The 25,278-nt window shown below is 70.5% G+C and carries 2 protein-coding genes (1 of these 2 cut by a window edge); both read right to left on the reverse strand.

Features of this window, described 5'->3' with window-relative positions:
- A complete protein-coding gene (locus tag ACT53R_RS09495) occupies positions 1–16,935 on the reverse strand; it encodes an amino acid adenylation domain-containing protein (RefSeq protein ID WP_476171626.1) in 16,935 nt (5,644 codons plus the stop codon).
- A protein-coding gene (locus ACT53R_RS09500) for an amino acid adenylation domain-containing protein (RefSeq protein WP_476171627.1) crosses the window boundary here: on the reverse strand, positions 16,932–25,278 show its final stretch. The gene runs 10,658 nt beyond the window's last position; the window shows 8,347 of its 19,005 coding nt (coding positions 10,659–19,005); its start codon lies beyond the right edge, outside the window; the stop codon is at positions 16,932–16,934. The genes ACT53R_RS09495 and ACT53R_RS09500 overlap by 4 nt, the downstream gene beginning before the upstream one ends.

A 25,278-nucleotide genomic window follows, 5' to 3' on the forward strand; every position in this document is an offset into this window, starting at 1 on the left:
TCATGCCAGTCCCTCGGTCGCATCCACCGGATCGATGTCCGGCGTCGCCAGCCAGGACTGCGCTTCCTCCGGATCCGCCGTGCCGTCGTAGATCGCCTGCAACCAGTCGTCGACCGTGCGCGTCTCCTGCGCCGCCGGTGCCTGCACCGGTGTCGACGCCTCGGTGCTGCCCTCCGGCATCTGCGCAAGCACGAACGCCGCCAGGTCACGGATCGTCGGGTATTCGTAGATCTTCGTGGGACCGAGCAACACGCCCAGCCGTTCGAGGATCACGGGCAACCACGCCACGCCCATCACCGAATCCATGCCGAGATCGACGAAGGTCGTGTTCAGGCCGACATCGGCGGTCTGCATGTAAAGCACCTCCGCCAGCGTTTCACGCAACACGTCCTCGACCCGCCGCAACGCCGCGGAGGCGGGCTTCGGGGACGCGGGCCGCGATGGCAACGGATCAGGGGATGCGGAATGCGAGGCGACGGGCTTTGCCTGCGCCGGAACGACATCGACCACCGGCGCGACGGCCGCGGCCTGCGGCACCACGCGCCCCCGGAACGCATCCGGCGCCCAGTAGCGTTCCCGCGCGAACGGATACGTGGGCAGGCGCACCCGCGGCGGGCGGCGCCCCGCGTGCAGGCGCGACCAGTCGCAGGTCGCACCGTTCGCCCATGCCTCCAGCAGGCGGCGCTCCTCGCCGCGTGCGAGCGATTGCGCGGGATCGTCGATCGACACCGCGGTTCCGTTCGCAGCGTCCTCGTCCACCACGCCGCAGCGACAGCCTGTGCGGTCGCCGGCAAGGAACGCCCGGAGCTTGTCGGACAGTTCGGCGATCGAGCGTGCCGACAGGCCGAGACGATGCGCATGGTGCTCACGCCCGGTCTGCAGCGTGCAGGCGATCGCGCCCAGATCGGCGTCGTGATAGGCACCGGAGGCCATCGCTGCCAGCAGGTTGCGTGCGGATTCTTCCAGGCGCGCCGCATCGCGGGCACTGAGCACGATCAGTGCCGGCAGAAGCGATGGCGTCGCATCGCCCGGCACTGACGTGAGGTACTCCTCGACCAGCAGGTGCGCATTCGAGCCGCCTGCGCCGAACGACGACAGCGCGGCCATGCGCGGCAAGGTGCGCCCCTGCGCATCGGTGCGTGCCGGCCACGGCGCCAGCGTGCGCTGGACCACGAACGGCGTCTGCGCGAAGTCGATGTTCGGATTCAGCGACTGCGCGTGCAGCGTCGGCACCAGCGTCGCATGGCGCATCTGCAGCAGGATCTTGGTCAGCCCGGCGATGCCGGCCGCGCTTTCGCAGTGCCCGATGTTGGACTTGACCGAGCCGATGCGCACGGTTCCGTTCGCCGGCGCGTCATGTCCGACCGCGAGGCCGCGAACCAGGCCCGCGATCTCGATGGGATCGCCCAGCGCCGTGCCGGTGCCGTGTGCCTCGACGTAATCGATGGTCGCCGGGTCCACGCCGCTGCGTGCGATCACCTGCGCGATCAGTTGCGCCTGCGCCGCCGCACTCGGCACGGCGAAGCCGTTGGAGCGCCCCCCGTGGTTGACGCCGCTGCCGCGGATCACGCCGAGGATGCGGTCGCCGTCGGCGACGGCGCGCGCCAGCGGCTTGAGCACGACCGCGCCCACGCCTTCGCCCGGGACATAGCCGTCGCCACCGTCGCCGAACGCCGCACAGCGGCCGTTGCCGGAAGCGAACCGCGCTTCCGACAGGCCGAGGTACTTGTTCGGGTGCAGCGACACGTTCACGCCACCGGCGATGGCCACGCCGCAGTCGCCTTCGCGCAGGCTCATGCAGGCGAGATGGATCGCGGTCAGCGACGAGGAGCACATCGTGTCCACGGCGATCGACGGCCCCTGGAAGTGGCCGAAATAGCTGACGCGATTGGCGACCGACGACATGCCCGACCCCAGCGCGAGCGGCACGCCCAGCATCTGCGCCTGCGCGCCGTACAACTGGTATTCGGTGTGCATCACGCCCACGAACACGCCGACGCCTGCACCGGCGGATGCGGCGCTGCGATTCAGCGCATCGCGGGTGTAGCCCGCATCCTCGACGGCATCGTGGGCACTCATCAGGAACAGGCGCTCCTGGGGATCCATCATCGGCGCCTCGCGCGGCGAGATGCCGAAGAACTTCGGATCGAAATCGGCGACGCCGTCGATGAATCCCCCCCACTTGCAATAGCTCTTGCCGGCGGCATTCCTGTCGGCGTCGTAGAAACCGTCCAGCGGCCAGCGATCGGCCGGGATCTCGGTGATGCAGTCGACGCCCGCCTTCAGGTTCTCCCAGAACGCCTCCAGCGTCGGCGACTGCGGATAGCGTCCGGCCAAACCGATGATGGCGATATCGTCCCGGGCTCGATCCGGAGGAACCGCCGCATCGCGCGGAGCCGCCGTGGTCGCGGCGGGCTCATGCGGCATCGGTGCCTCGACGGAGACAGCGGCCGGCGCGGCCGCCTGCACGGGGCGCCGGCTCGCCAGATGGTCCGCGAGTTCGCCGACGGTGGCGTATTCGAAGAACAGCGTCTTCGACAATGGGCCGTGGTGCTTCTCCAGCGCCGCGGTCAGTCGCACCGCGACGATCGAGTCGATGCCGAACGCATCGAACGTGTCGTGCGCATGGATGCGTCCCGGTGCGATCATCAGCTGGCGGCTCAGGAAATCGCGCAATGCAGGCACCCCGTCCTCGAACGGGGATGCGTCCGCGGCGGCATTGGCCTGCGCCGGGGCCGTCGATGCCACGGCCCCGACCGTCGGCGTTTCGACGGCGGCATTCGGCGCATGCAGCGCCGCGCGGAGCTGCGCGGGATGGCCATGCGCGACCGCGATGACGGGGTGCGCCATCGCCAGTGCACGCTTCAGCGCGCCCAGACCGGTCGCGGCATCGAGCGGCACGAAACCCTGCCCCCGCATCGCGTTCACGGCGTCCGCCGGCACCTGCATGCCGCCGTCACTGGCCCAGTACGGCCAGGCGATCGACAGGGTGCGGCCACGGCGTTCGCCCAGCGCCTGCAAGGCGTGGCGGTATTGTGCGTATTCGTCGAGGAAGGCGTTCGCCGTCGCATACGCGGCCTGGCCGATCCCGCCGGTCCTGGCGGTGAGCGACGAGAACAGCACGAAGCATCCGAGCGACAGGTGCCGGGTCGCGAGATCGAGGTTGCGGGTGCCGGCGACCTTCGCCGCCAGCGTGTCCCGCAATTCCGCACCGGACAGGCCGGCGATCAGGCGACTGTGGGCCACGCCCGCGCAGTGCAGTACGCCATCAAGCACGCCTAAGTGCCGCGTGATCTCCTCGACCAGTTCCTCCACCTGCGCACGGTGCGCGACGTCCACGCAGCGGTAATGCACGCGGGCACCGGCAGCCGTGAGCCGGCGCAGCCGATCGCGCCCGGTCGCGTCGAGGGCCCTGCGACCGGCGACGATGACGGTCGCCCCCGGCGTACGGCCGATGTCCGCCACCACCTCGCTGCCGAGGCCGCCGAGGCCGCCGGTGACGAGATACAGTCCGCCCTCGCGCCAGCCGGCCGCCTCGTCGCCTCCGGGCCATTCGACTTCGCGCAGCGCAGCGGCGTCGACGACCTCCGCACCGACCACGCCCGGCATCAGCGTGCGGGTGTGCAACGCGGGGGATTCCGCCGTCGCGCAGCGCAGCAAGGCCGCGAGCGCGGCATTCAGGCGTCCCGTGCCCTGTGCGGGCACGCGCAGTTCGAGCATCGTCGGCGTGCGCGTGCGCTGCGTCGTCTGGACGATGCCCAGCAGTTGCTCCGCGTTCGCGAGGAAACGGTCGGCCGGATCGGTGGCCGCACCCTCCAGCACGGTGCATTCCGCAGTCGCCGGCACCGGGAATGCGGCGAGCCCGGGCGCGGGGAGATCGCAGGCGATGATCCGGTGCTGCGTGCCGGCGATCACCGCCGACGGATCGCAGGGCTGCGCCGGGGCGGGCACGAAGAACAGCGTCTTCGGCACGGCAGGCTGTGCCGGACCCTGACGGAATTCCCGGCCGCTCAGGCCTTCCATGCGCACGCACACCAGACCGGCGTCATCGCACAGATCGATGTCGGTGCGCACGAGCCCGGATGCCGCCGTCGTCCGGCGCACCACCGCCCAGCACTCGCGCGGGCAGGCACGGAAGAATTGCAGGCTGTCCAGCGCGAACGGCACGGATGCGACACGGGGGGCACCGTCATCCGGCGCGTCGCCCAGGTCGAAGCCCGCCGCCTGCACCGCGGAATCCAGCAGGCTGGGATGCAGCCCGAAGCGGTTGGCGTCGTGGGCGACGACGGACGGCAGCCGCAGGCGCGCAAGCACGAACCGGCCGCGCGCATCCGAACCGGGTTGCAGTTCGACCAGGCCGCGATGGGAGGGGCCGTACTCGACCCCCATCGCCTGCAGATCGCGATAGCCGCCATCGGCGGGCTTCGGCGCCGCGGTGGTCGCGATGCGCAGCGCGGCGATGTCGAGCGCCGGGGCCTGCTGGGGGCGCAGCGACACGGTGGCACGCACGCACGGCGCCTGGCGCCGGCGTGCATCGCCCTCGCCGTCGTCCTCGGCGGGATCGCGCGTGAATTCGCAGACCAGGTCGTCGCCCTGCGGCTTGACCTGGACATGCAGGTCGAACGGCCCGTCACCGGCCACGACCGGCTTGAGCCAGACCACGTCGCCGATGCGCATCGCGGCCTGCGCGTCGCCCTGTTCGGTCGGCGAGCCGGTGGCGAGCGCGGCGGCGGCCCGCGCCATTTCGAGATAGGCCACGGCCGGCAGCAGGCGCTGGCCCGACACGACGTGGTCGGCGAAGATCCGTTCGTTGCCGGTGAACGTCGAACTGAAACGAAGCCCCTGCAACGTCGAGGTGTTGCGATGGACCAGCGGATGCAGCAGGCGCGGGCCGCCCGCATCGTCGAGGTTCTCCGGTACCTGCGGTGACGGCGCCGCGACCGATGCGGCATCGCCCAGCCAGTAACGCTCCTGCGCGAACGGATACGTCGGCAGCGGGATGCGCTGCGGCGACGCCTGCGGATACAGTCGGTTCCAGTCGATCACGGCGGTGCCGTCGACCCATGCGCCCAGCAACGGCGCGTCGTCGCCGCGGGTCGTCCAGGCGTCCAGCAATGCCTGCACCGCATCGTCGCCCAGGCGTTCCGGCGCCTTGCGGCCGCGGTGCGCGACGCCGACATGGAGTCCGTCGCCGTCGCGCGGGCCTTGCAGGAAGCGTTCGAGCTTGTCGCGCAGATCGGCCATCGAATGCGCGACGAAAGCCAGGCGCACGTCCATCGCTTCGCGCCCGACCTGCAACGTGCAGGCGACCGCCGCGAGGCGGTCGTCAGCCAACGCGCGGCAGGCATCGAGCAGGCGTCGCACCTGCTCGCGCAGGCGGGCGTCGTCCATGGCCGACACGGGCACCAGCACCGGACCGGGTGTGCCGGAAGACGCGATCGACGGGGCGACGTATTCCTCGATGATCACGCAGGCGTTCGCTCCGCCCGCGCCGAAGGACGACACGCTGGCGATGCGCGTGCCGGTGGCAGCGATGGCGGGCAGCACCCACGGCATCGACGTGCGCTGCAGGCGGAACGGGCTGCGTTCGAACGCGATGTGCGGATTGACGCGCTCCGCGTGGAGCGACGGCACCAGCCGCCGGTGGCGCAATTGCAGCAGCACCTTGGTCACGCCGGCGACGCCGGCGGCGGCCTCGAGGTGGCCGAGGTTGCTCTTCACCGAACCGATCGCGCAGAAACCGCGCTCGTCGGTGGATTCGCGGAACGCCTGGGTCAGGGCGTCGATCTCGATCGGATCGCCGAGTTCGGTGCCGGTGCCATGCGCCTCCACGAACGAAACGTCCTGCGCACGGATGCCCGCCTTGCGCAGCGCGGTCTTGACCAGTTCGCGTTGCGCGGCGGGATTCGGCGCGGTGTAGCCCTTCGCCTTGCCGCCGTGGTTGATGCTGCTGGCGCGGATCACGCCATGGATGTGGTCGCCGTCGGCGATCGCGCGCGACAGGCGCTTGAGGACCAGCACGCCCACGCCCTCGCCCGGGACGAAGCCGTCGCCGCCTTCGCCGAAACTCAGGCAACGCCCGGACGTCGACAGGAACCGGCCCTCGCACGAGGCGACGTAGCGCGAGGGATGCAGGTTGAGGTTGACGCCGCCCGCAGCCGCCACTTCGCATTCATCGCGAAGCAGGTGCTCGCAGGCTTCGTGGATCGCGGTGAGCGACGAGGAGCACATCGTGTCGATGGGCATGCTCGGGCCCTGCAGGTCGAGCAGGTACGACACCCGATTGGCGACGGAACCGAACGACGTCTGCGGATGGATCGCGTCGCCGCCGGCGTCCAGCGCACTCGCGCAGCGTTCGAAGCCGGACTGCGAAATGCCCGCGAAGACGCCGACGCGGCGGCCGTGCCGGCTCGCCAGCGACGTGCGGCTGTAGCCGGCGTCCTCGAACGCGCGCCAGGTTTCCTGCAGGAACAGGCGTTCGTGCGGATCGATCGCCATCGCCTCGCGCGGCGCGATGCCGAAGAACAGCGGATCGAAATCGGCGAAGCCGTCGATGAAACCGCCCCATTTGCAATAGCTCTTGCCTTCGGCGATGGCCTTCGCGGGATCGGGCTCGTAGAAGCCGTCCAGCGGCCAGCGTTCGGCGGGGATCTCGGTGACGCAATCCTGCCCGCGTTCGAGGCAGGCCCAGAATGCATCGAGGTCGGGAGCCTGCGGATAGCGGCCGGACAGACCAACGATGGCGATCCTCCGGTCGTCGGTCCGCGCATCGCCGGACGCTTCCACGGACACAGGGGGCCGAGCTGCTTCGCGAAGCGCCTCCGCCTGTGGAACGGCGGCATCCAGGCGCGTGCCGGAGACGCTGACCGCGGAGGCCGCGGCCGGGATCGGCGCCCTGGCATGCGGCGCGGCCTGCAACGCGCGTGCGGCCTCCGGCTGCGTCGCGACGAAATGTTCGGCGATCGCGGTGACGGTGCGGTGCTCGAACAGCACCGTGCTGCCGACGTCGTGGAAGGTGTTGCGCAGTTCGTTGGCGACCCGGATCGCGAGGATCGAATCGACGCCGTAGTTTTCCAGCGGCTCGTGCACGTCGACTTCGTCGGCCGGCTGCTCCAGCGTCTTCGCCACGACCGCGCGCACGTGCGCGATCGTCGCCGCGCGGACATCGCCGGACACTGCAACGGGGGCCAGCACCATCGAAACGGGCACCGGCGAAGCAGTCATCGGCGTCGAGGGCACAGCGAGAGGCGACGGCATCAGCGCACGAGCGGCCTCCGGCTGCGTCGCGACGAAATGTTCGGCGATCGCGGTGACGGTGCGGTGCTCGAACAGCACCGTGCTGCCGACGTCGTGGAAGGTGTTGCGCAGTTCGTTGGCGACCCGGATCGCGAGGATCGAATCGACGCCGTAGTTTTCCAGCGGCTCGTGCACGTCGACTTCGTCGGCCGGCTGCTCCAGCGTCTTCGCCACGACCGCGCGCACGTGCGCGATCGTCGCCGCGCGGACATCGCCGGACACTGCAACGGGGGCCAGCACCATCGAAACGGGCATCGGCGAAGCGGGCGTCGGCATCACGGACGCGGCGAGAGGCGACGGCATCAGCGCACGGGCGGCCTCCGGTTGCGTCGCGACGAAATGTTCGGCGATCGCGGTCACGGTGCGGTGCTCGAACAGCACCGTGCTGCCGACATCGCGGAAGGTGCTGCGCAGTTCGTTGGCGACCCGGATCGCGAGGATCGAATCGACGCCGTAGTTCTCCAGCGGTTCGTGCACGTCGACTTCGTCGGCCGGCTGCTCCAGCGTCTTCGCGACGACCGCGCGCACGTGCGCGATCGTCGCCGCACGGACATCGCCGGATGCGGCCTGCGTCGGCCCATTCGCGCCGCGCGTGGGTGCAACGGCGGTGATCGCCGGGACATCGTCGCCCGCGACCGTCGCGGCCGACGCGAGATGGGTACCGAGCGCACGCACGTTGGGATATTCGAAGACGAGGGTGCTCGAAACATCGCCGAAGCGGACGCGCAGGGCATTGGCGAGGCGGATGGACAGGATCGAATCGATGCCGTAGTTCTCGAAGGGCTCGTCGATGTCGACCTCGTCCTCCGCGAAGTCCAGCGCCTCGGCGACCCGCTGGCGCACGAAACGGATCGCCTCCGTGCGCGACGTGCTGGCGCCTGCGCCCGCTTCGGTGCGCACCGGGGCGATCGTGTCCGCCTGCACGGCGGCGGTCGGCGCGGGCGCGTCGCCGGCGGCAGATCGGGGACCGTTGTCATCGGGGGCGGGTCGCACCGCCGTACGCTTCTGTCGGAACACGCCATCGCTCTCCGCAATGATGATCTGCTGTCCGAAGCGATGCGCCTTCCCGACCGGGAAGCGCACCGCACGGAACCCCTCTTCTTCCAGCACGCGCTGCCAGGTGTCCGGCGCCAACCCGGGCGATCCAGGTTCGCGCAGCCAGCCATCCTCGTGGGCCCACCAGCCGGGCAGCAGGCCGAACGTCAGGTGCGCGAACAGTTCATGCCCGCGCATTTCGTTGACGATCAACAGGCCGTTCCGCCCCAGCGCGCTCTTGGCGTGACGCATCGTGCGATGGATGCCGCGGGTCGCATGCAGCACGTTGGTCGCGATCACCAGGTCGTACGCACCGCAATCGATGCCCTGCTCCGCCAGCGGGCGTTCGATGTCGAGGATCCGGCCATGCAGGTACGGCGCCACGGCGCGGTATTCGCGCTCGGCATGGGCAAGGAAGGCGCGCGAAACGTCGGTGTAGACGTACTCCGCCACCGACGCCGCGAACGGCCGCAGCGCCTCGAACACGTGCGCGCTGGTCGCGCCGGTCCCGGCACCGATCTCCAGGATCCGCAGCCGCACACCCGGCGTCGCGCGCAGCCGCTGTTGCACGTTGCTCGCGACCAGCGCCGCGACCACGCGGTTGTAGTAGTCGATGAACGGATTCTTCTTGTAGACGTCCTCGACGCGCTGCAGCGACGCGTTCGAGAACATGACGTCGGTGGCTTCGCGGCGCCCGGCCAGGATGTCGGGGAGCGCGCGCAGCAACGGCGCGACCAGGTCGGCATGTGCGCGGGCACTCTCGTCGCCCCCAGCCTGCGTGGCGGCGAAATGACGTTCGACGATGTCCCAATCGGCACCGGTGAGCGGGCGCACGAACGCGAAGCGGTCGCCGCCGAGCGCGCGCATGTGCCCCGTCCGGCACAGGAAGGCGACGGCTTCGCGCAACCAGCGTGCGTACAGCGCGGGCTTCGCCAGACGGGCCTCGAGCGCGACCAGCGAGACTTCGCCCGATGCGAAGCCGGCGAAGGCCGCGATCCGGGACGCCAGGCCCAGCGCGAGCATGGCATCGAGGTCGTCGGGGGCCTGCGGAGCGTCGGCATCGGGCAGCGGAGCCATCGAGGCGACATCGCCCAAGGCGAACCGTTCCGCCACCGAGGACGCGATCGACAGCGTCTCGTCCGCGAGGATCGGCAGCGCGGCACCGCCGTGCGGCGCGGCACGCTTGAGCAGGCCCACTTGTTCGAACGGGCCGGCAAGCACGCGTTCGATGAAGGGCATGGCTTCCGACGGTTCGATCGAGCCCTCGCCGATGTGCGCCATGCGCCGGCGATGCGCCGCCGACGCGACGATGCCCACGCTCCCCCAGTAGCCCCAGTTGAGCACGCGCGTCGCGACCACGCCCTTGCGCCGCAGCCAGGTCGCCGTCGCATCGACGAACATGCTGCCGGCGGCGTAGCTGCTCTGGCCCGGCGAGGGGTTGAAGCTCTGCAATGCGGAGAAGAACAGGACGAAGTCGGCGGGGCGATAGCGCGCGAGCGTCGCGGCCAGCGCGGCACCCGTGCGGATCTTCGACGACAGCGCGTCCGTGAAGGTCGCCTCGTCGACGGTCATGACACTGCGGTCGTGCAGCGTCAGCGCCGTGTGGACGACACCGTGGATGACCCCGTGCTCGGCTTCGATCCGCTTGAAGGCGGCTTCCAGATCGGTCCGCCGCCGTGCGTCGACGCGCAGGTAGCGCACGCTGCCGCCGAGCGCGGACAGCCTGCGCAGCGCATCGGTGATCTCGTCCGTGGCGTCCCGCCGGCCCAGCCAGACGACGTTCGCGCGATGGCGACGCAGCACGTGCTCGGTCCACGCCTGGCCGAGGCCGCCGGCGCCGCCGAGCACGACATACACACCGCCTTCGACCATGCGCAGCGGACCGTCCGCAGGCAATGCCGCCGGCAGCAGGCGTCGCTGGTAGGCAGCGCCATCACGCACGGCGATCGAACTGTTCTCCGGGTCCGCCGGCGCATCCAGCAGCGCCGGCCACGGACCGTCGCCGGCCAGCGTCGAGAGCGCCTCGACGTCGAACGCGTGCACCGACCAATGCGGGTATTCCTTGGCGAGCGAGCCGACGAAACCGTGCACCGCGGCCTGTACGGGATCGCCGCAATCCGCGTTGCGCACGGCGAGTGCCAGCGTCGTGATCGCGGAGAAATGCAGCGCTTGCGTCTCGCAGCCCGCATGCAGCAGCGCCTTGGCGAGGCGGAAGCAGCGCAGGACCTGCGTGTCCGCATCGTCGGCAGCCGCATTCGTGTCCGCGCCCGTGACCCACACCACGTGCGTCGGCCGCTGTGCGCGGATCAGCGCGATCGCGTCATCGGCGGCATGTTCGGCCGGAAGCTGGCTGACCTGCGCATCGGCGAAGGCCCCACGCAGCGCGGCGGCCACCTCGGCGGGCGCACCAACGAGCAGGATCCGTCGTCCGGCAAGCGCGGCGACCGGCCGCGACAGCGGCCCGAGGCAGTCCCACACCGGCACCAGCGGGATCGCGCCCAGCGGCAAGGTCGCGACACCGCCGGCATGATCTTCTCCTGCCGTTTCTCGGGCATCTGCCACTGTCTTCGCCTGTACGACTTCCGGCTCGGGCACCACCGGCGGCGCGGCGAGCGTTTCGACGACCGCGACGTCGGCAGGAGCCTCCTGCACCACGCGGGCACTCAGCCCCGCGATCTCCACCGCGACCCGGCCGTCGGCGTCGCAGATGCAGACATCGAGCTTGCTCACGCGCTCGGAGCTGCCGGCTGCTTCGCGCACATGCACCCACGCTTGTTCGCCGGGCGCACGCAGGATGCGGACCCGGTCGATGCTGAAGGGCAATGTCTGTTCGAGTGACGTCTCGTCCAGCGTGTCTCCGTTGAGGCCGAGGCCGATCGACGCCTGCAACGCGGAATCGAGCAGCCCCGGGTGCAGCACGAAGCGCCCGTCGCGGACCGCATTCTCCGGCAGGCGCAGTTGCCCGAGCGCGAAACGCGTGCCGTCGGCAGCCGTACCCGCACGCGTGTCGACCAGCGCCCGCAGCGAGCGTCCGTACCGGCAGCCGAGTCGGTCGAACAGCGCGTAGCAGGCCTCGCCCGCGACCGCGTGCATGCAGGCCGCGCGCAGCGTCGCGAGGTCGAGCCGCTGCTCCGGCGCTCCCGCCACGCGTGTAGCCGTGCCTTCGCAATGCACGCATTCGACGCCGTCCGGCAGGCTGCAGACCTGGAAGGAGAACGCGGCATCGCCGCGCGCCGCGATGCGGACATGCACCTCCACCGGACGCGACTCGACGACCAGCGGTCGCAGCCAGGCGACGTTGTGCAGCACGACGGATGCATCGGCACCGCCGGCCGATCGTGTCGCCATCGTCACGGCGGCCCGGGCCATTTCCAGGTAGGCCACGCCGGGCAGCAACCGGATGCCGCGCACCTCGTGGTCGGCGAAGACGAATTCATCGCCGCGGAACAGCGTGGTGTAGCGATGCTCGGCGAGACTGGAGGTGTTGTGGTGCAGCAGCGGATGCAGCACGGCGGCGGCGGACGGTGCCGCGAGCGGCACGGCCTGCGGTGCCGCCATGCGCCGGACATGGCGGATCGGTGCGAACGGATACGTGGGCAACGAGATGCGACGAGGGCGATCTTGCCCGCGATGGAGCTGCGTCCAGTCGATCTCCGCACCGCCCATCCATGCCGCGGCGATCTTCCGCCGCTGGCCGCTGTCCACCCAGTGCGGCAGCAGTCGCGCCAGATCGTCCGCATCCAGCGCGGCGTAGTGCGCGGCGCCGCGATCTTCGCCGGCCGCGGATGCATCGGTGGCAATGAACGTGCGCAGGCCTGCGCACAACGCTTCGACGGTCGAGGCTTCCAGCGCCAGTCGGCAGTCGAACGCTTCGCGCCCGACCTGCAGGGTGTAGGCGATGTCGCTCAGCGCCAGATCGGGATTGCGCTCCAGGAAGGCCAGCAAGTCCACGGCGCAGGCGCGCAGCCGATCGGGCTTCCGGGCCGAGAGCGGCACCAGGCAAGGCACCGGCGTGGAAACGATGGCGTCGCCGGAAGCGCGCGCGTCGACGCGGCATTCCTCGAACAGCGCGTGCGCGTTCGTCCCGCCGATGCCGAACGAACTCACGCCCGCCCGGTGCGGCACAGCACGCGGCGCCAGCGTGCGGCCGGCGTCGACGACGTAGAAGGGGGACGCCGCGAAGTCGATCGCGGGATTCGGCCGCGAGTAATTCAGCGACGGCGGAATCTCGCCATGCTTCAGGCCCAGCATCACCTTGATGCAGCCCGCCAGGCCAGCCACGGTGTCGAGGTGGCCGATGTTGCTCTTCACCGAGCCGATGCCGCAGAACTGCCGGCGCTGCGTATGGCGGCCGAAGGCATCGCCCAGCGCCGCGAGTTCCAGCGGATCGCCCAGTCTCGTGCCGGTGCCGTGCGCCTCGACGTAGTCGATCGTCTCCACGTCCACGCCGGTGTCGCGCAGCACGCGATCGATCACGTTCGCCTGCCCGGTCGCGCTCGGAGCGTAGTAACCGGCCTTGTCGGCACCATCGTTGTTGACGGCGACACCGCGCAGCAGCGCGTAGACCGGATCGCCATCGGCGATCGCACGGCGTGCTTGCTTCAGCAGCAGCACGGCGACACCCTCCCCGCCCAGCATGCCGTCTGCGGCGGCATCGAACGGGCGCAGGTGGCCGTCGCTGGAGAAATTCATGCCGTGCTCGGCGACGTACCCCAGCGGTTCGCTCACCGACAGCGAGGCCGCACCGACCAGCGCATGCACCGCATCCCCGGCCAGCACGCTGCGGAACGCCGCCTGCAACGCGACCAGCGAAGACGAACAGTTCGAATGCACGAACAGGCTGGGGCCGCGCAGACCGAGCCGATGCGAGATCAGCGTGGGGATCGAACCGTTCTGCGACCAGGCCGAGGCGACGTACTGCTTCGAGCCTTCCATCACCGTCCACGGCGCCGGCGGCACGTCCGCGTGGTAGCCGGTGTTGGCGGCGGTCATGAACACGCCGGCATCCGCGATCCCGGACGGACGGTAGCCGGCGTCCTCGACCGCCTTCCACGCATGCTGCAACAGCCGCCGCAACTGCGGATCCATGGCCTGCGCGTCCTGCACGGACACGTGGAAGAACTCGGCGTCGAAGCAGTCCTTGTCCGGCACGGTGGCACGTGCGGCGACCAGGCCCGGCTTCGCGAGGAGATCGTCCGGGACACCCCGCGCGCGCAGAGTGCCGGCGTCGAGGATCTCGATGCTCTCGACGCCGTTGCGCAGGTTCTCCCAGAACTGGCGATGGTCGCGGGCGCCGGGCAATTCGCAGGAGATGCCGATGATCGCGACGCAGTCGTCGATGTCCGCGGCGGCCGGCTCCGCCGCTTGCGACGGCATCGCGGCAGCGGCCGTCGGCGCGGGATCCACCGTGCGCTCGCCGGAAGGCGTCGCGCCGGCACGGGCGGCAGTACGGATCGCGGCGATGTGCGCACCGATCCGGCGGACGCTGGCGAGATCGAGCAGCGCCATCACGTCGAACGGCACCTCGAAGGTCCGCGCGATGCGCGACGCGACGCCGACGGCGAGGATGGAGTCGCCGCCGATGTCGAAGAAACCTTCGTCCAGCGGCACGTTCTCCAGCCGCAGGCTCTCGGCCATGATCGCGCACAGCTTCGCTTCGATGTCGCGGTCACGCATCGTCATCGTCGGCACTTCCTCGTGATTCGCGCTGCGCGGGCGCTCGGCCAGCGCGCGGCGATCGACCTTGCCGTTCGCGTTCGTCGGCAATTGCGCCGAGAACTCGACCAGCGTCGGCACCATGTAATCGGGCAGGCGCGCGGCGATGTGCCGACGCAGTGCCTGCGCATCCGGCACGGCGACACCCGGCGCCGGCACGACGAAGGCGGCCAGTTGCTGGCGAGCCTCCAGCAGCACGACCGCGCATTGCGCAACGCCGGGATGGGATTGCGCCGCGGCCTCGACCTCGCCCAGCTCCACGCGCGACCCGCGGATCTTCACCTGCGCGTCGGCGCGCTCGACGAATTGCAGCTCGCCATCGCCGAGCAGGCGCACGCAGTCGCCGGTGCGGTACAGCCGCGTGCCGGGTGGCCCGAACGGATCGGCGACGAAGCGCTCGGCGGTAAGTCCGGGCCGGCGCAGGTAGCCGCGCGCCAGCGCGACGCCGCCGACGAACAGTTCGCCGACCTCGCCCACCGCCACCGGACGCATCGTCCGCGGGTCGAGCACGTGGGCCGTCGTCGCCGTGATCGCGGCACCGATCGACACGGAACCCGGCACGGACGCGGCCATCGATGCGGGATCGCAGATCTTGAACGTCGCGCAAACCGTCGTCTCGGTCGGGCCGTAGGCGTTGACGAAGCGGCATCGCCGCATCCAGCGTTCGGCGAGCGCCGGGGTGCATTCCTCGCCCGCGACGATGAGCGTGTGCAGGTCCGGCAGCGCGACGGCTTCCAGCAGCGTGACCGCCGAGGGCGGCAACGTGGCGACCGTGATCCGGCCCTGCTGCATGAGTTCGGCGAGCTGTCCGCTGCGGCGCAACGACCCGTTCGGCGCCAGGTGCAGGGTCGCCCCCGCCTGCAGCGCCATCGCGATTTCCCACACGGAGGCATCGAAGGTCCACGGTGCGAACTGCAGCACGCGATCGCCGGTCGCGACGCCGAATGCTTCCGCCTGCGTCCGCGCGAGATTCGCCAGTCCCGCATGGGTCAGGGCCACGCCCTTGGGCGTGCCGGTGGATCCCGAGGTGTAGATGACGTACGCGAGCTGTCCGGGCGCCACGGCCATGGCGGCGAAGGCATCGCGGCCTGCATCGACGCTCAGGATCCGCTCCAGCACGAAGCGATGCTCGACCGGCGAAGGCAACCGATCGCACAGGTCGCGCACGGTGATCACGGCCGCAGGCGCGGCGTCCTCGAGCAGGAAACGCAGGCGATCGGACGGCAGTTCGGGATCGAGCACGAGATACGCGGCGCCGGCCTTCCACGTGCCCACCAGCGCGCACAGCGCATCGGTCGAACGTTCGAGCAACAGGGCGACGATGTCGTCGGCTCCGATGCCGGCCTGCCGCAGGTGGGCGGCGACGGCATCCGATCGTGCGTCGAGCTCGCGATAGGTCAATCGCGATGTCCCGTGCGCGGCCGCCAGCACATCGGGATGTCGATGCGCCTGCTCGCGAATCGACTCGTGCAGCGGCCGCCAATGCGCCGGCACGGCGGGCGCCGGCAACGACGATGCACCGCGCGCATCCGGCGTGGCGCATGCGGCCTCGATCGAGGCGACCAGCCGCGCCAGCCATGCGTCGGCGGTCGCTTCGGGCAAGCGCTCCGCGTCGTGATCGATGTAGAGGATCCAGCCGCCGTCGCGCTCGGCCACCTTGAAGGCCAACGGGTATTCGCCTTCCTGGTACAGCCCCTCGACCGGCGTGAAGCGGACGCCCGCCCACGCCTGCGCGAGCGACGGCAGCGCGAAGAAGCGCCGGCTCTTGTACTCGAACACGGTGTCGAAAAGTTCGACGTGGCCGGCGCCATGCGGTCGCAACGCGCGCGCGATGCGCGGGAACGGGTAGTCCGCATGCGTCAGGGCATCGGTGATCCGCGCATGCGTCGCGTGCAGGCGCCGATCGAGCGTTTCCGCGGGATCATGCGCCGTGCGCACGGCAACGAGGTTGACGAAACTGCCGACCGTGTCGTCGAAGCCGGCATGCGGCCGACGCTCGACCGCCATGCCGACGGTGACATCGTCGCGACCGGACACCGAAGCCAGCAGCGTCTGGTACATCGACAGGAAGAACGTGGCCGGCGTGACACGCAGCCGGCTGCACAGCGCACCGATCGCATCGGCCGTCGCCGCGTCCAGCGCGTGCCGCACCGTGCGCGGACGACGCGCACTGCCGACACTGCCGCCGAGGCCGAGCACCGGTCCGGCACCTTCCAGCGTGCGCAGCCAGTACTGGCGCGCCGCTTCGCCCGCCCCGCCGGCGATGAACGCCTGCTCCCGGCGGACGAAATCGTCGAACTGGTGCGTCGCCACCGGCACCGCGACGGTCGCGTCGCCGGCCGCCCGTGCATACGCGGCACAGAGCGTCCGCAGGAAGACCTCCACCGAGCCGCCATCGAACGCGATGTGGTGGACGACGACCAGCAGGCGCCATGCCCCCTGCCCGCGCGCGTACAGATCGACGCGCATGAACGGACCGTCGGCCAGCACGAAAGGCCGGCGCAGCCGCGCGGACATGCGGGTCGCCAGTTCCACCTCGTCGAGGCCGGCGGCATCGTGGATCGCGAAGGGCAACGCTTCCGGCGCAATCCGCCTGCGTCGCGGACGCCCGCCGCGCTCGACGATCGCGGACGCGAGCACCTCGTGCGTGCGCAGCACCTCGATGCAGGCGGAACGAAGCGCCTCGGGATCCAGCGGGCCCGCCAGGTCCAGGCACAACGGAATGTTGTAGGCGAAGGATTCGGGACGCGCGGCCTGCAGCATCCACAGCCCCTGCTGGCCTTCCGACAGCGGCAGATCATCGGGCGCCACCTCATGCAGCCTGCGCCGCAGTTCGGCACGCGCAAGCTCGCCGCGCCGGAAAGCCATCAACAGTTCGCGGACGGTCATGGCGCCACTCCTTCCTCGATCAGTCGCGCCATGGCATCCAGGTCCAGCTGGCCGGCCTCGAACGCATCCAGCAGTACGTCCAGGCGATCCTTCGCCTCGTGCGCGGGCACGCCCGCCGCGCGTGCCGAGGCCAACTGCCTGCCGACATGCGCCGCGAGCGATTCGACGGTGGGATGCTCGAACAGTTCGCGACCGGACACCGCGAGCCCGTAGCGGTGTGCGATCTCGCGCATCAGCCGCATGCTCGCCAGGGAGTCCGCCCCGAGCGCCTGCACATCCGCGTCGGGCGTCAACTCGCCCGGTTCCAGCAGCAACGCGCGTTCGAGGAACCCGGTGATGAAGGCGTGCAGCTCCGCCACCGCGTCGCCCGTGGCCCCGTTCTCGATGGCGACATCGACAGGCGTCGTCGTGGCCGCGGCCTCGACCGATGCGCGCCGCGCCGCCGGCTCCGCGAGCCAGTAGCGTTCGCGCGCGAACGGATAGGTCGGCAGCGGGGTGCGGCGGATACGGCCTCCGAACAGACCAGAGAAATCGGGCGTCGCGCCACGCACGAACACCTCGCCCAGCCGATGCAGCGCGGACCGGCGATCCTGCATGCCGCGCGCTTCCTCGATGCAGCGCACCGCCTCCTTCGTCAGCGCATCGCGTTCGCGCGCGCCGGGCCTGGCGCGCTCGCCCGCCGGCACGACGGCGAGCGCCGCGACGAGCGCGTCGACGATCTCGTCGACCTGCGTCGCCACGCAAGCCCAGCGGTGTTCGAAGTGCTGTCGTCCCTGCAACAGCGTGCAGCTGATGGCCATGCAATCGACATCGCTCCCCGCGTCTTCCTGCGATCGCAGGTGCGCCAGCAACCGCTGCTGGCTGGTGCGGAGCTGCTCCGCCGTGCGCGCAGACAACGCCACGAGCCACGGCAGCGCCGGGCCCGGTACCGCGGCGTTCGCGACCGGCGGCGCTTCCTCGATCACGAGGTGCGCATTCGTGCCGCTCAGGCCGAAGGCGCTGAGTGCCGCGCGTCGCGGACCATGCGCCGGTGCGGGCCAGTCGCGCAGGACGGTGTTGACATGGAACGGGCTGCCGGCGAAATCGATGTGCGGATTGCAGGTGCGGACATGCAGCGTCGGCGGCATCCGGCGATGACGCAGCGACATCAGCACCTTGAACAGGCCCGCCATGCCGGCAGCCTCGGCGGCGTGGCCGAGGTTGCTCTTGACCGAGCCGATGGCGCAGTAACCTGTCCGCGCCGTGCGCCGACGGAATGCGCGGGTCAGCGCCTGCACCTCGATCGGATCGCCGAGCACCGTGCCGGTCCCGTGTGCCTCGACCATCTGGATCCCTTCGACGTCGATCCCGAAGCGATCGTAGACCGCCGATTCCAGTTGCTCCTGCGCCAGCGCGCTGGGCGCGGTCAGGCCGTTGCTGGTACCGTCCTGGTTGATCCCGCTGGCCGCGATCACGCCGACGACGTGATCGCCATCGGCTTGGGCGGCGGACAGGGTCTTGAGCACGACGATGCCGACACCGTCGGCCGGCACGAATCCGTCGGCGCGCGCATCGAAGGTGAAGCAGCGACCGCCGGGCGACAGCATGCCCGTCCGGCTGCCGATGAGGTGGAAGCCGTGCGTGCACTGCACGTGGACGCCGCCGGCGATGGCCAGTTCGATCTCCTCCATCCACAGCGCCTGGCAGGCCAGGTGCACGGCGACGAGGCCGCTCGAACACGCGGTGTCCACCGTCATCGCCGGACCGTGGAGGTCCAGGTGATAGGCGATGCGCGAGGAAAGCAGCGCGGTCGAGCTGCCGTGCATCGCGGCATCGGGAAGATCGCCCGGGAGCAGTTGCGTGTAGTCCTCGCCGCTGCATCCGATGTAGACACCGCACTGGCGCCCGGCAATGGCCGCACCGACGTAGCCGGCCACTTCCAGCGCCTTCCACGACTCTTCCAGGCACAGCCGCTGCTGCGGATCCATGCAGAGCGCGTCGGCGCGCGAGATGCGGAAGAACAACGGATCGAAGGCATCGACGTCGCGGATGAAACCGGCATGGCGGCACAACGGCCCGTCGATGCCGTCGCTCCACGCCCCGCCCTGCCAGCGGTTCGCCGGTTCGATGAGGTCGTGGCCGGCCGCGAGGTGTCGCCACAGTTCATCGACGTCGTCGGACTGCGGGAAACGCCCGCTCATGCCGATGATGGCGATGGGTTCGCGCGGTCGCGCCGGACGAGGTGCCGGCGCGCAGGCAGCCGGCGTCGAGGCTTCGCTGCGCGGTACAGGCATTCCGGCCACGGGCGCTGCCTGTGCGTGCGCCCGCTGCGCACCCGCGCGGTGAGCGTCGAGGATGTGCGCCGTCAGCTTGTCGAGATTCGGATGGTCGAACAGGCACGGACCGGGCAGCGCGATGCCGAGGGCCTCGTTGATCGCACGCACGACCTTCAGCCCCGTGATCGAATCGACGCCGTATTCGGCGAACATCGCCGCCTCGTCGAGCAGCGACGGGGCCATCCTGAGTGCACCGCAGACTTCGCGCATCACCGTCGCACGCACGAAATCGTGCAGGGCGAAAGGATCCTCCGCGTCGACGGTCGTCGGCGCATCGCGGGTGACCGGAGCGTCGGCGGCCATGCGCCTTGTGCCAGCGCTCGCCATCGGAGCACGGACCACCCTGCGCACATCACCGCCATCGATCGACAGCGCCTCGCGCAGGTTCATGCCTTCGACCGACAACGGCCGGCTCGTGCACAGGAAACCGCACTGGTCGAACGGGCCGGACAGCAGCGTCTCCAGTGCGCGCCCACCGGAAGCGGCATCGATGAAGTCGATGCCGATCTCGCGCAGTTCACCAGTGCGCAAGGGATCGTCGATCGTCCAGTAGCCCCAGTTCATCACCTTCACCGCCCTGCCCGTGCGGCGCGACAGCACCTGCGCGAATGCGTCCTGCCATGCGCAGGCGGCGGCGTAGTGGCTCTGCGCACGATTGCCGATGAACGACACGAGCGAAGAGAGAAACACGATGCAGTCGATCGCATCGCCCCCGAAGACGCGGGCAATCCCGAGCGCCGGATCGACCTTGGCGCGGAATGCGGCGTCCAGATCGGCGGACGACAGCGCCGCCAGCGGCGCGAGCGAGAAATACGTCGTCGCCACGAGCAGCGCATCGATCCTGCCGTAGCGCGCGAGCACCGCTTCGCGCATGCGCTGCATCGACGCGGTGTCGGCGGCATCGGCCTGCACGTACGCGGGACGCGTGCCGGAATCGAAGGGGGACAGCGCGTCGTCGACATGCGCCTGCGGGCGTCGCCCGACCCAGACGACGCTGGCCGCATGCGTCCGCACGAGGTAGTCGGTGATCCGCTGGCCGACATGGCCGGCGCCGCCGACGATGACGTAGACGCCGCCATGCCGGAACGTGCTCGGCAGCGGGGCGGCGACATCCACGGCCGTCAATTGGTTGCGCCACCACCGACCATCGCGATGCGCATGCACCACGGCCCGGCCCGTCGTCGCACGCAGGGCGAGCAGCGTATCGAGCGATGGCAACGACGCCGTGTCGTCCTCGATGTCCGCCACCACGCAGGTGCCATGGCGGTACTCCTTCGCCGCGGAACGCAGGAAACCGGCGACGGCGGCATGCGCGGGATCGAGTCGAGCGACGTCGTCGCCCTTCCCTGTCGCCTGGCCCTGTCTGGTCACGGCGACGAAGTCGATCGCGACGCCCCGTTCGCCCGCTTCGATCAGCGCGTGCAGCAAGGCGGCGCATTGACCGACCGCGATCGCGTGCGTGTGCCGCATCGTCTCGAACGCGGGCGCGGATCCGGTCGCCCGCGAAGACGGTGCATGCCACACGACCGTGGCGCGCTCGCGGCCGGGCAGCCGCTGCCGCAACAGCGAGGTGTCATCGCCGTGGACTTCGATCCAGTCGACGACGGAGCGCACACCGGACGACGGTGCGCACTGCCATGCGTGCCGCAGGGCATCCGGCGCGTTCACGACGATCAGGTCGCCCTCGAATGCCGTCACGTCGACGGCGCCGATGTCTTCCCATTCGGGCGTGAGCAGGAGTTCGCCGCCCGTGCCGGAAGCGGTATGCGTGGAATCGGCGTCACTCACGGCCGGCGATGCAACCCTCACCGGCCAGTAGGTGTCTTCGGCGAACGGGTACGTGGGCAACCGCACGAATGCGGGCATCCCGACGTACAACCGCGCCCAGTCGACCGTCGCACCAGCGACCCACGAGGTCAGGAATGCGTCGCATCGCGACATCGTCCAGACGCCGTCCGGCGGCAGGATGGCCGCGGCAGCGGGTGCCCCGCGCACCAGCACACCCACGTGCGCACCGGAGGGCCGCGGATCGCCATCGGCGAAGCGCTTCAAGGTGCCGATCGCATCCGCGAGGGACGTCGCGACGAAGCCGAGACGGTGCGCCATCGCCTCGCGACCAAGCTGGAGCGTCGCCGCGATCGCCGGCAGGTCGGCATCGACGAAACCGCCCTCCATGAGCGCGGTCGCGAGCCGATTCGCGTATGCCGCCAGACGATCGGCGCGACGCGCGGACAGCACGAAGAGCGCGGGCATGCCCGATGCGGCGGGCAGCGCCGACGCGATCGCCTGTGCAGCGGGCGGCTCGCGGACCACGACGAACGCGTTGGCGCCGCCCGCGCCGAAGGAGGACACCGTCGCGATGCGCGGCACCGGCGAACCGTCGTCCCGCTGCGCGCGCGGCCATGCCTCGGCCCGGTGCTGGAGGATGAATGGTGTCTCCGACAGATCGATGTTCGGATTGAGCCACGCGCTGTGCAGCGTCGGCACATGCGCCGCATGCCGGAATTGCAGCAGCACCTTGGTCAGGCCGGCGATGCCGGCCGCGGCCTCGAGATGGCCGATGTTCGACTTGATCGAACCCAGCGCGCAGAACTGCCGGTCCGTCGTGGTGGCCGCGAACGCCTGCGAGAGTCCTTCGACTTCGATCGGATCGCCCATCTCCGTGCCGGTGCCGTGCGCCTCGACGCAGCCGATGTCGCGGGCATCGACGCCGGCGCGCGCCAGCGTGTCGCGGATCAGGTCGCGCTGCGCGTGCGGATTCGGCACGGTGTAGCCGTGCGTGCGGCCACCGTGGTTGATGCCGGAGGCGAGGATCACGCCATGGACCCGGTCGCCGTCGCGCTGCGCCAGCGACAGCGGCTTGAGCAGCACCACGCCGACGCCTTCGCCGGGCACGAAGCCGGTCGCGTCGGCACCGAAGCTGCGGCAGCGGCCGTCGGTCGACAGCATGCGCTGCGAACACAGACCGACGTAGGTCGACGGATGCAGGTACAGGTTCACGCCGCCGGCCAGCGCCAGTTCGCATTCGTCGCGCAACAGGTGTTCGCAGGCCTCGTGGATGGCGGTGAGCGACGCCGAGCACATCGTGTCGATCGGGAAGCTCGGGCCGTGGAGGTCGAGCAGGTACGAAACGCGATTGGCCACCGAGGCGAAGCTGGTGTACGGCGTGGCCGGATCGCCCTGCGCCGCCAGATCGCGCCCGTGCAGTTCGAAGCCGGTCTTGGTGATGCCGGCGAACACGCCGACGCGTCCGCCATGCCGGCGCACGAGCACCTCGCGGGGATGGTTGCCGTCCTCGAGCGCTTCCCAGCACGCTTGCAGGAACAGGCGTTCCTGCGGATCCATGTCCAGCGCCTCGGCCGGCGACAGGCCGAAGAACAGCGGATCGAATTCGGCGAAGCCGTCGAGGAATCCGCCCCAGCGACAGTAGCTCATCCTGCGCGCGATCGCGGTGTCCGGATCCTCGCAGTAGAAGCCATCGAGCGACCAGCGCTCCGCGGGCACCGGCGTGATGCAATCGCGCCCCTCGCACAGGTTGCGCCAGAAGGCATCGAGCGTCCGCGCATGCGGATAGCGACCGGCGAGACCGACGATCGCGATCGTCTCGCGCGTGGCGGTGCCTGCGGTGCGCACGGCAGCCCGCGCGGTCATCGCGACCGGCGCGTCATGCGACACCGTCTTCGCGGCATTCGTCGACGCACGCACCGGGGCCGCTTCGACATCGGCGGCCGTCCAGCGGCGACAGGCCTCGGCATGCCGCGCGAGCAGGTGGTCGCGGACCGCCGCCAGCGTCGCGAACTGGTAGAACAGCGTCTTCGAGAGCCCGGGGAACACGGGCGCGAGGCGCTGGTTCAGCTGGACGATCATGATCGAGTCGATGCTGAACGCTTCCAGCGGTTCCGTGCCTTCGATCCGCGCGGGATCGATCCTCGACACCTCGGCGAAGACCGCGATCAGCCGCTGCAACGTGGATCGTGCGAGCGATGCCGCACCACCGGCACCGCTCTCATTCGCAGGGATGCCCGCGGACGGCGACGCATCGGTCGTGCCCACGCGTTCGTCGAGCATCGCCAGCAGGTCGACGGGATTCCGGGCGTCGCCGGCCAGCACGATGACACAGGATTCGCCACTGTCCCAGGCACGTCGCAGCGCGGCGAGGCCGTCTCCGGTCTCCAGCGGCGCAAGGCCGAGCCGGCGCAATTCCGTCTCGGCCTGCGTCGACAATTGCATGCCGCCTTCGCGCCAGTACGGCCAGTCGATGCAGAGCGTCCGGCCGTGCCGCAGGCCACGTGCCGCCTGCGCATTGCGGTGCTCGGCGAAGCTGCGCATGAAGGCGTTGGCCGCGGCGTAGTCGCCCTGCCCCGCACTGCCGGCGACACCGCCGATGGAGCCGAAGCAGATCAGGAAGTCCAGCGGCGCCGCACCGTGCACGGCATCGAGATGTTCGAGGCCCGCGACTTTCGGTGCCAGCACCTGCTGCAACTGCGCGGTGCGCTTGCGCGCGATGTAACCGTCGTCGAGCACGCCGGCCGCATGCACGATGCCGTCGATGCCGCCATGCTCCGCAGCCAGCGACCGCAGCAGCGCCTGCACCTGCGCGATGTCCGCGACATCCGCGCGACGGTAATCGACACGCACGCCTTGCGATCGCAGCGCGTCGACCTGCGCGGCCGTCTCGGGCGAAAGCGCGCCGCGGCCGACGAGCACCAGCACGCCGGAGTGCAGCGTCGTCGCCATCGCGCGGGCGACCCGCAGGCCGAGCCGGCCGTTGCCGCCGGTGATCAGATAGCGGCCACCATCGCGCCAGGGTGTGCCAGCCACGGCGGCGCTGTCGGGCAGTCTGGCGAACCGGCGCATGCGCGCCGCCGCGCCGAAGTCGTGCACGTGTCGCGCTGCCGGGGGCGCCGCGTCGAACAACTCCGCGGCGACGGCCTCCGGGGCGGCATCGGTGGCGACATGCAGCGCCTGCACCTCGATGCGGTCGTATTCGCGTCTGGCACTGAAGAGCAACGCGGCCAGCGCGCCGCAGACACGCCCTTCCTCGCCGCCGGGCAGCACCCATTGCAGCATCGCGGGCGCCGACGCGGCCGCGTCGCGCACGAGATCGAGCATGGACGCCGCGTACGCCGCGTAACGCTCGCCCACGGGCGCGCCGGTGCGCGGCAACACGTGCAGCGTCACATCGGAGGCCGATGCCGTGCGCCCGGCGACGGCGCGCACCAGCGGCGCGTCGACCGCGAAATCGCAGAGGACGACGATGCGCCGTTGGCCCCACACCAGCCGCGCCGTGGCCGGTCGGTCACGGCGCTCGACGAACAGGGCGGGTGACGATGCCCGGGGCGCCGCCGGAGACGTCGCCGTCGTGGGCATCGCCCCCGGGGTGGCATCCAGCCAGAACCGCTGCCTGCGGAAAGGGTATGCGGGCGCGCTGATCCTGCGCGGCGTGCCGTCCGCGTACAACGCCCGCCAGTCGAAGGCGAAGCCGTTGACCCACAGCGACGCGAGCTTCTCGAAATGACCCTGGCGCGCCCAGCGTGCGAGCGCCTGCTCCAGCTCCGCGCTGGCGGGATCGCGTGTCGCCGCGGCCGACACCGCCGGGGCATGGCCGTGATGCACGCCGACAGGCGCCCTGCCGTCGTCCAGCCAGTGCTGCAGTCGCGCCTGCAATTCCTCCGCATCCGCGGCCACGATCGCCAGGCGATGCGGCATCTCGCGGCGGCCGACCTGGAGCGTGAACGCCAGATCACGCAGCGGAAGCGACGGACGCGTCGCGACGAACGCCGCCAGTTGTCCGGCCAGGGCGCGCAGGCATTCGGGATCGTGCGCGGACAGCGGGAACAGCCACGGCCCGGACACACGATCGTCTGCGGACTCGCCCGGGAGGCACGCTTCGAGGATCACGTGCGCGTTGCTGCCTCCCACGCCCATCGAACTCACCGCTGCACGACGCGGGTGCCCACCACGCCACGGCTGCCGCTCGGAAACGACGTGGAACGGCGACCGATCGAGCTTGAGCGCGGGATTGGGC

This window comes from Lysobacter sp. DMC104 (genome assembly GCF_056313665.1).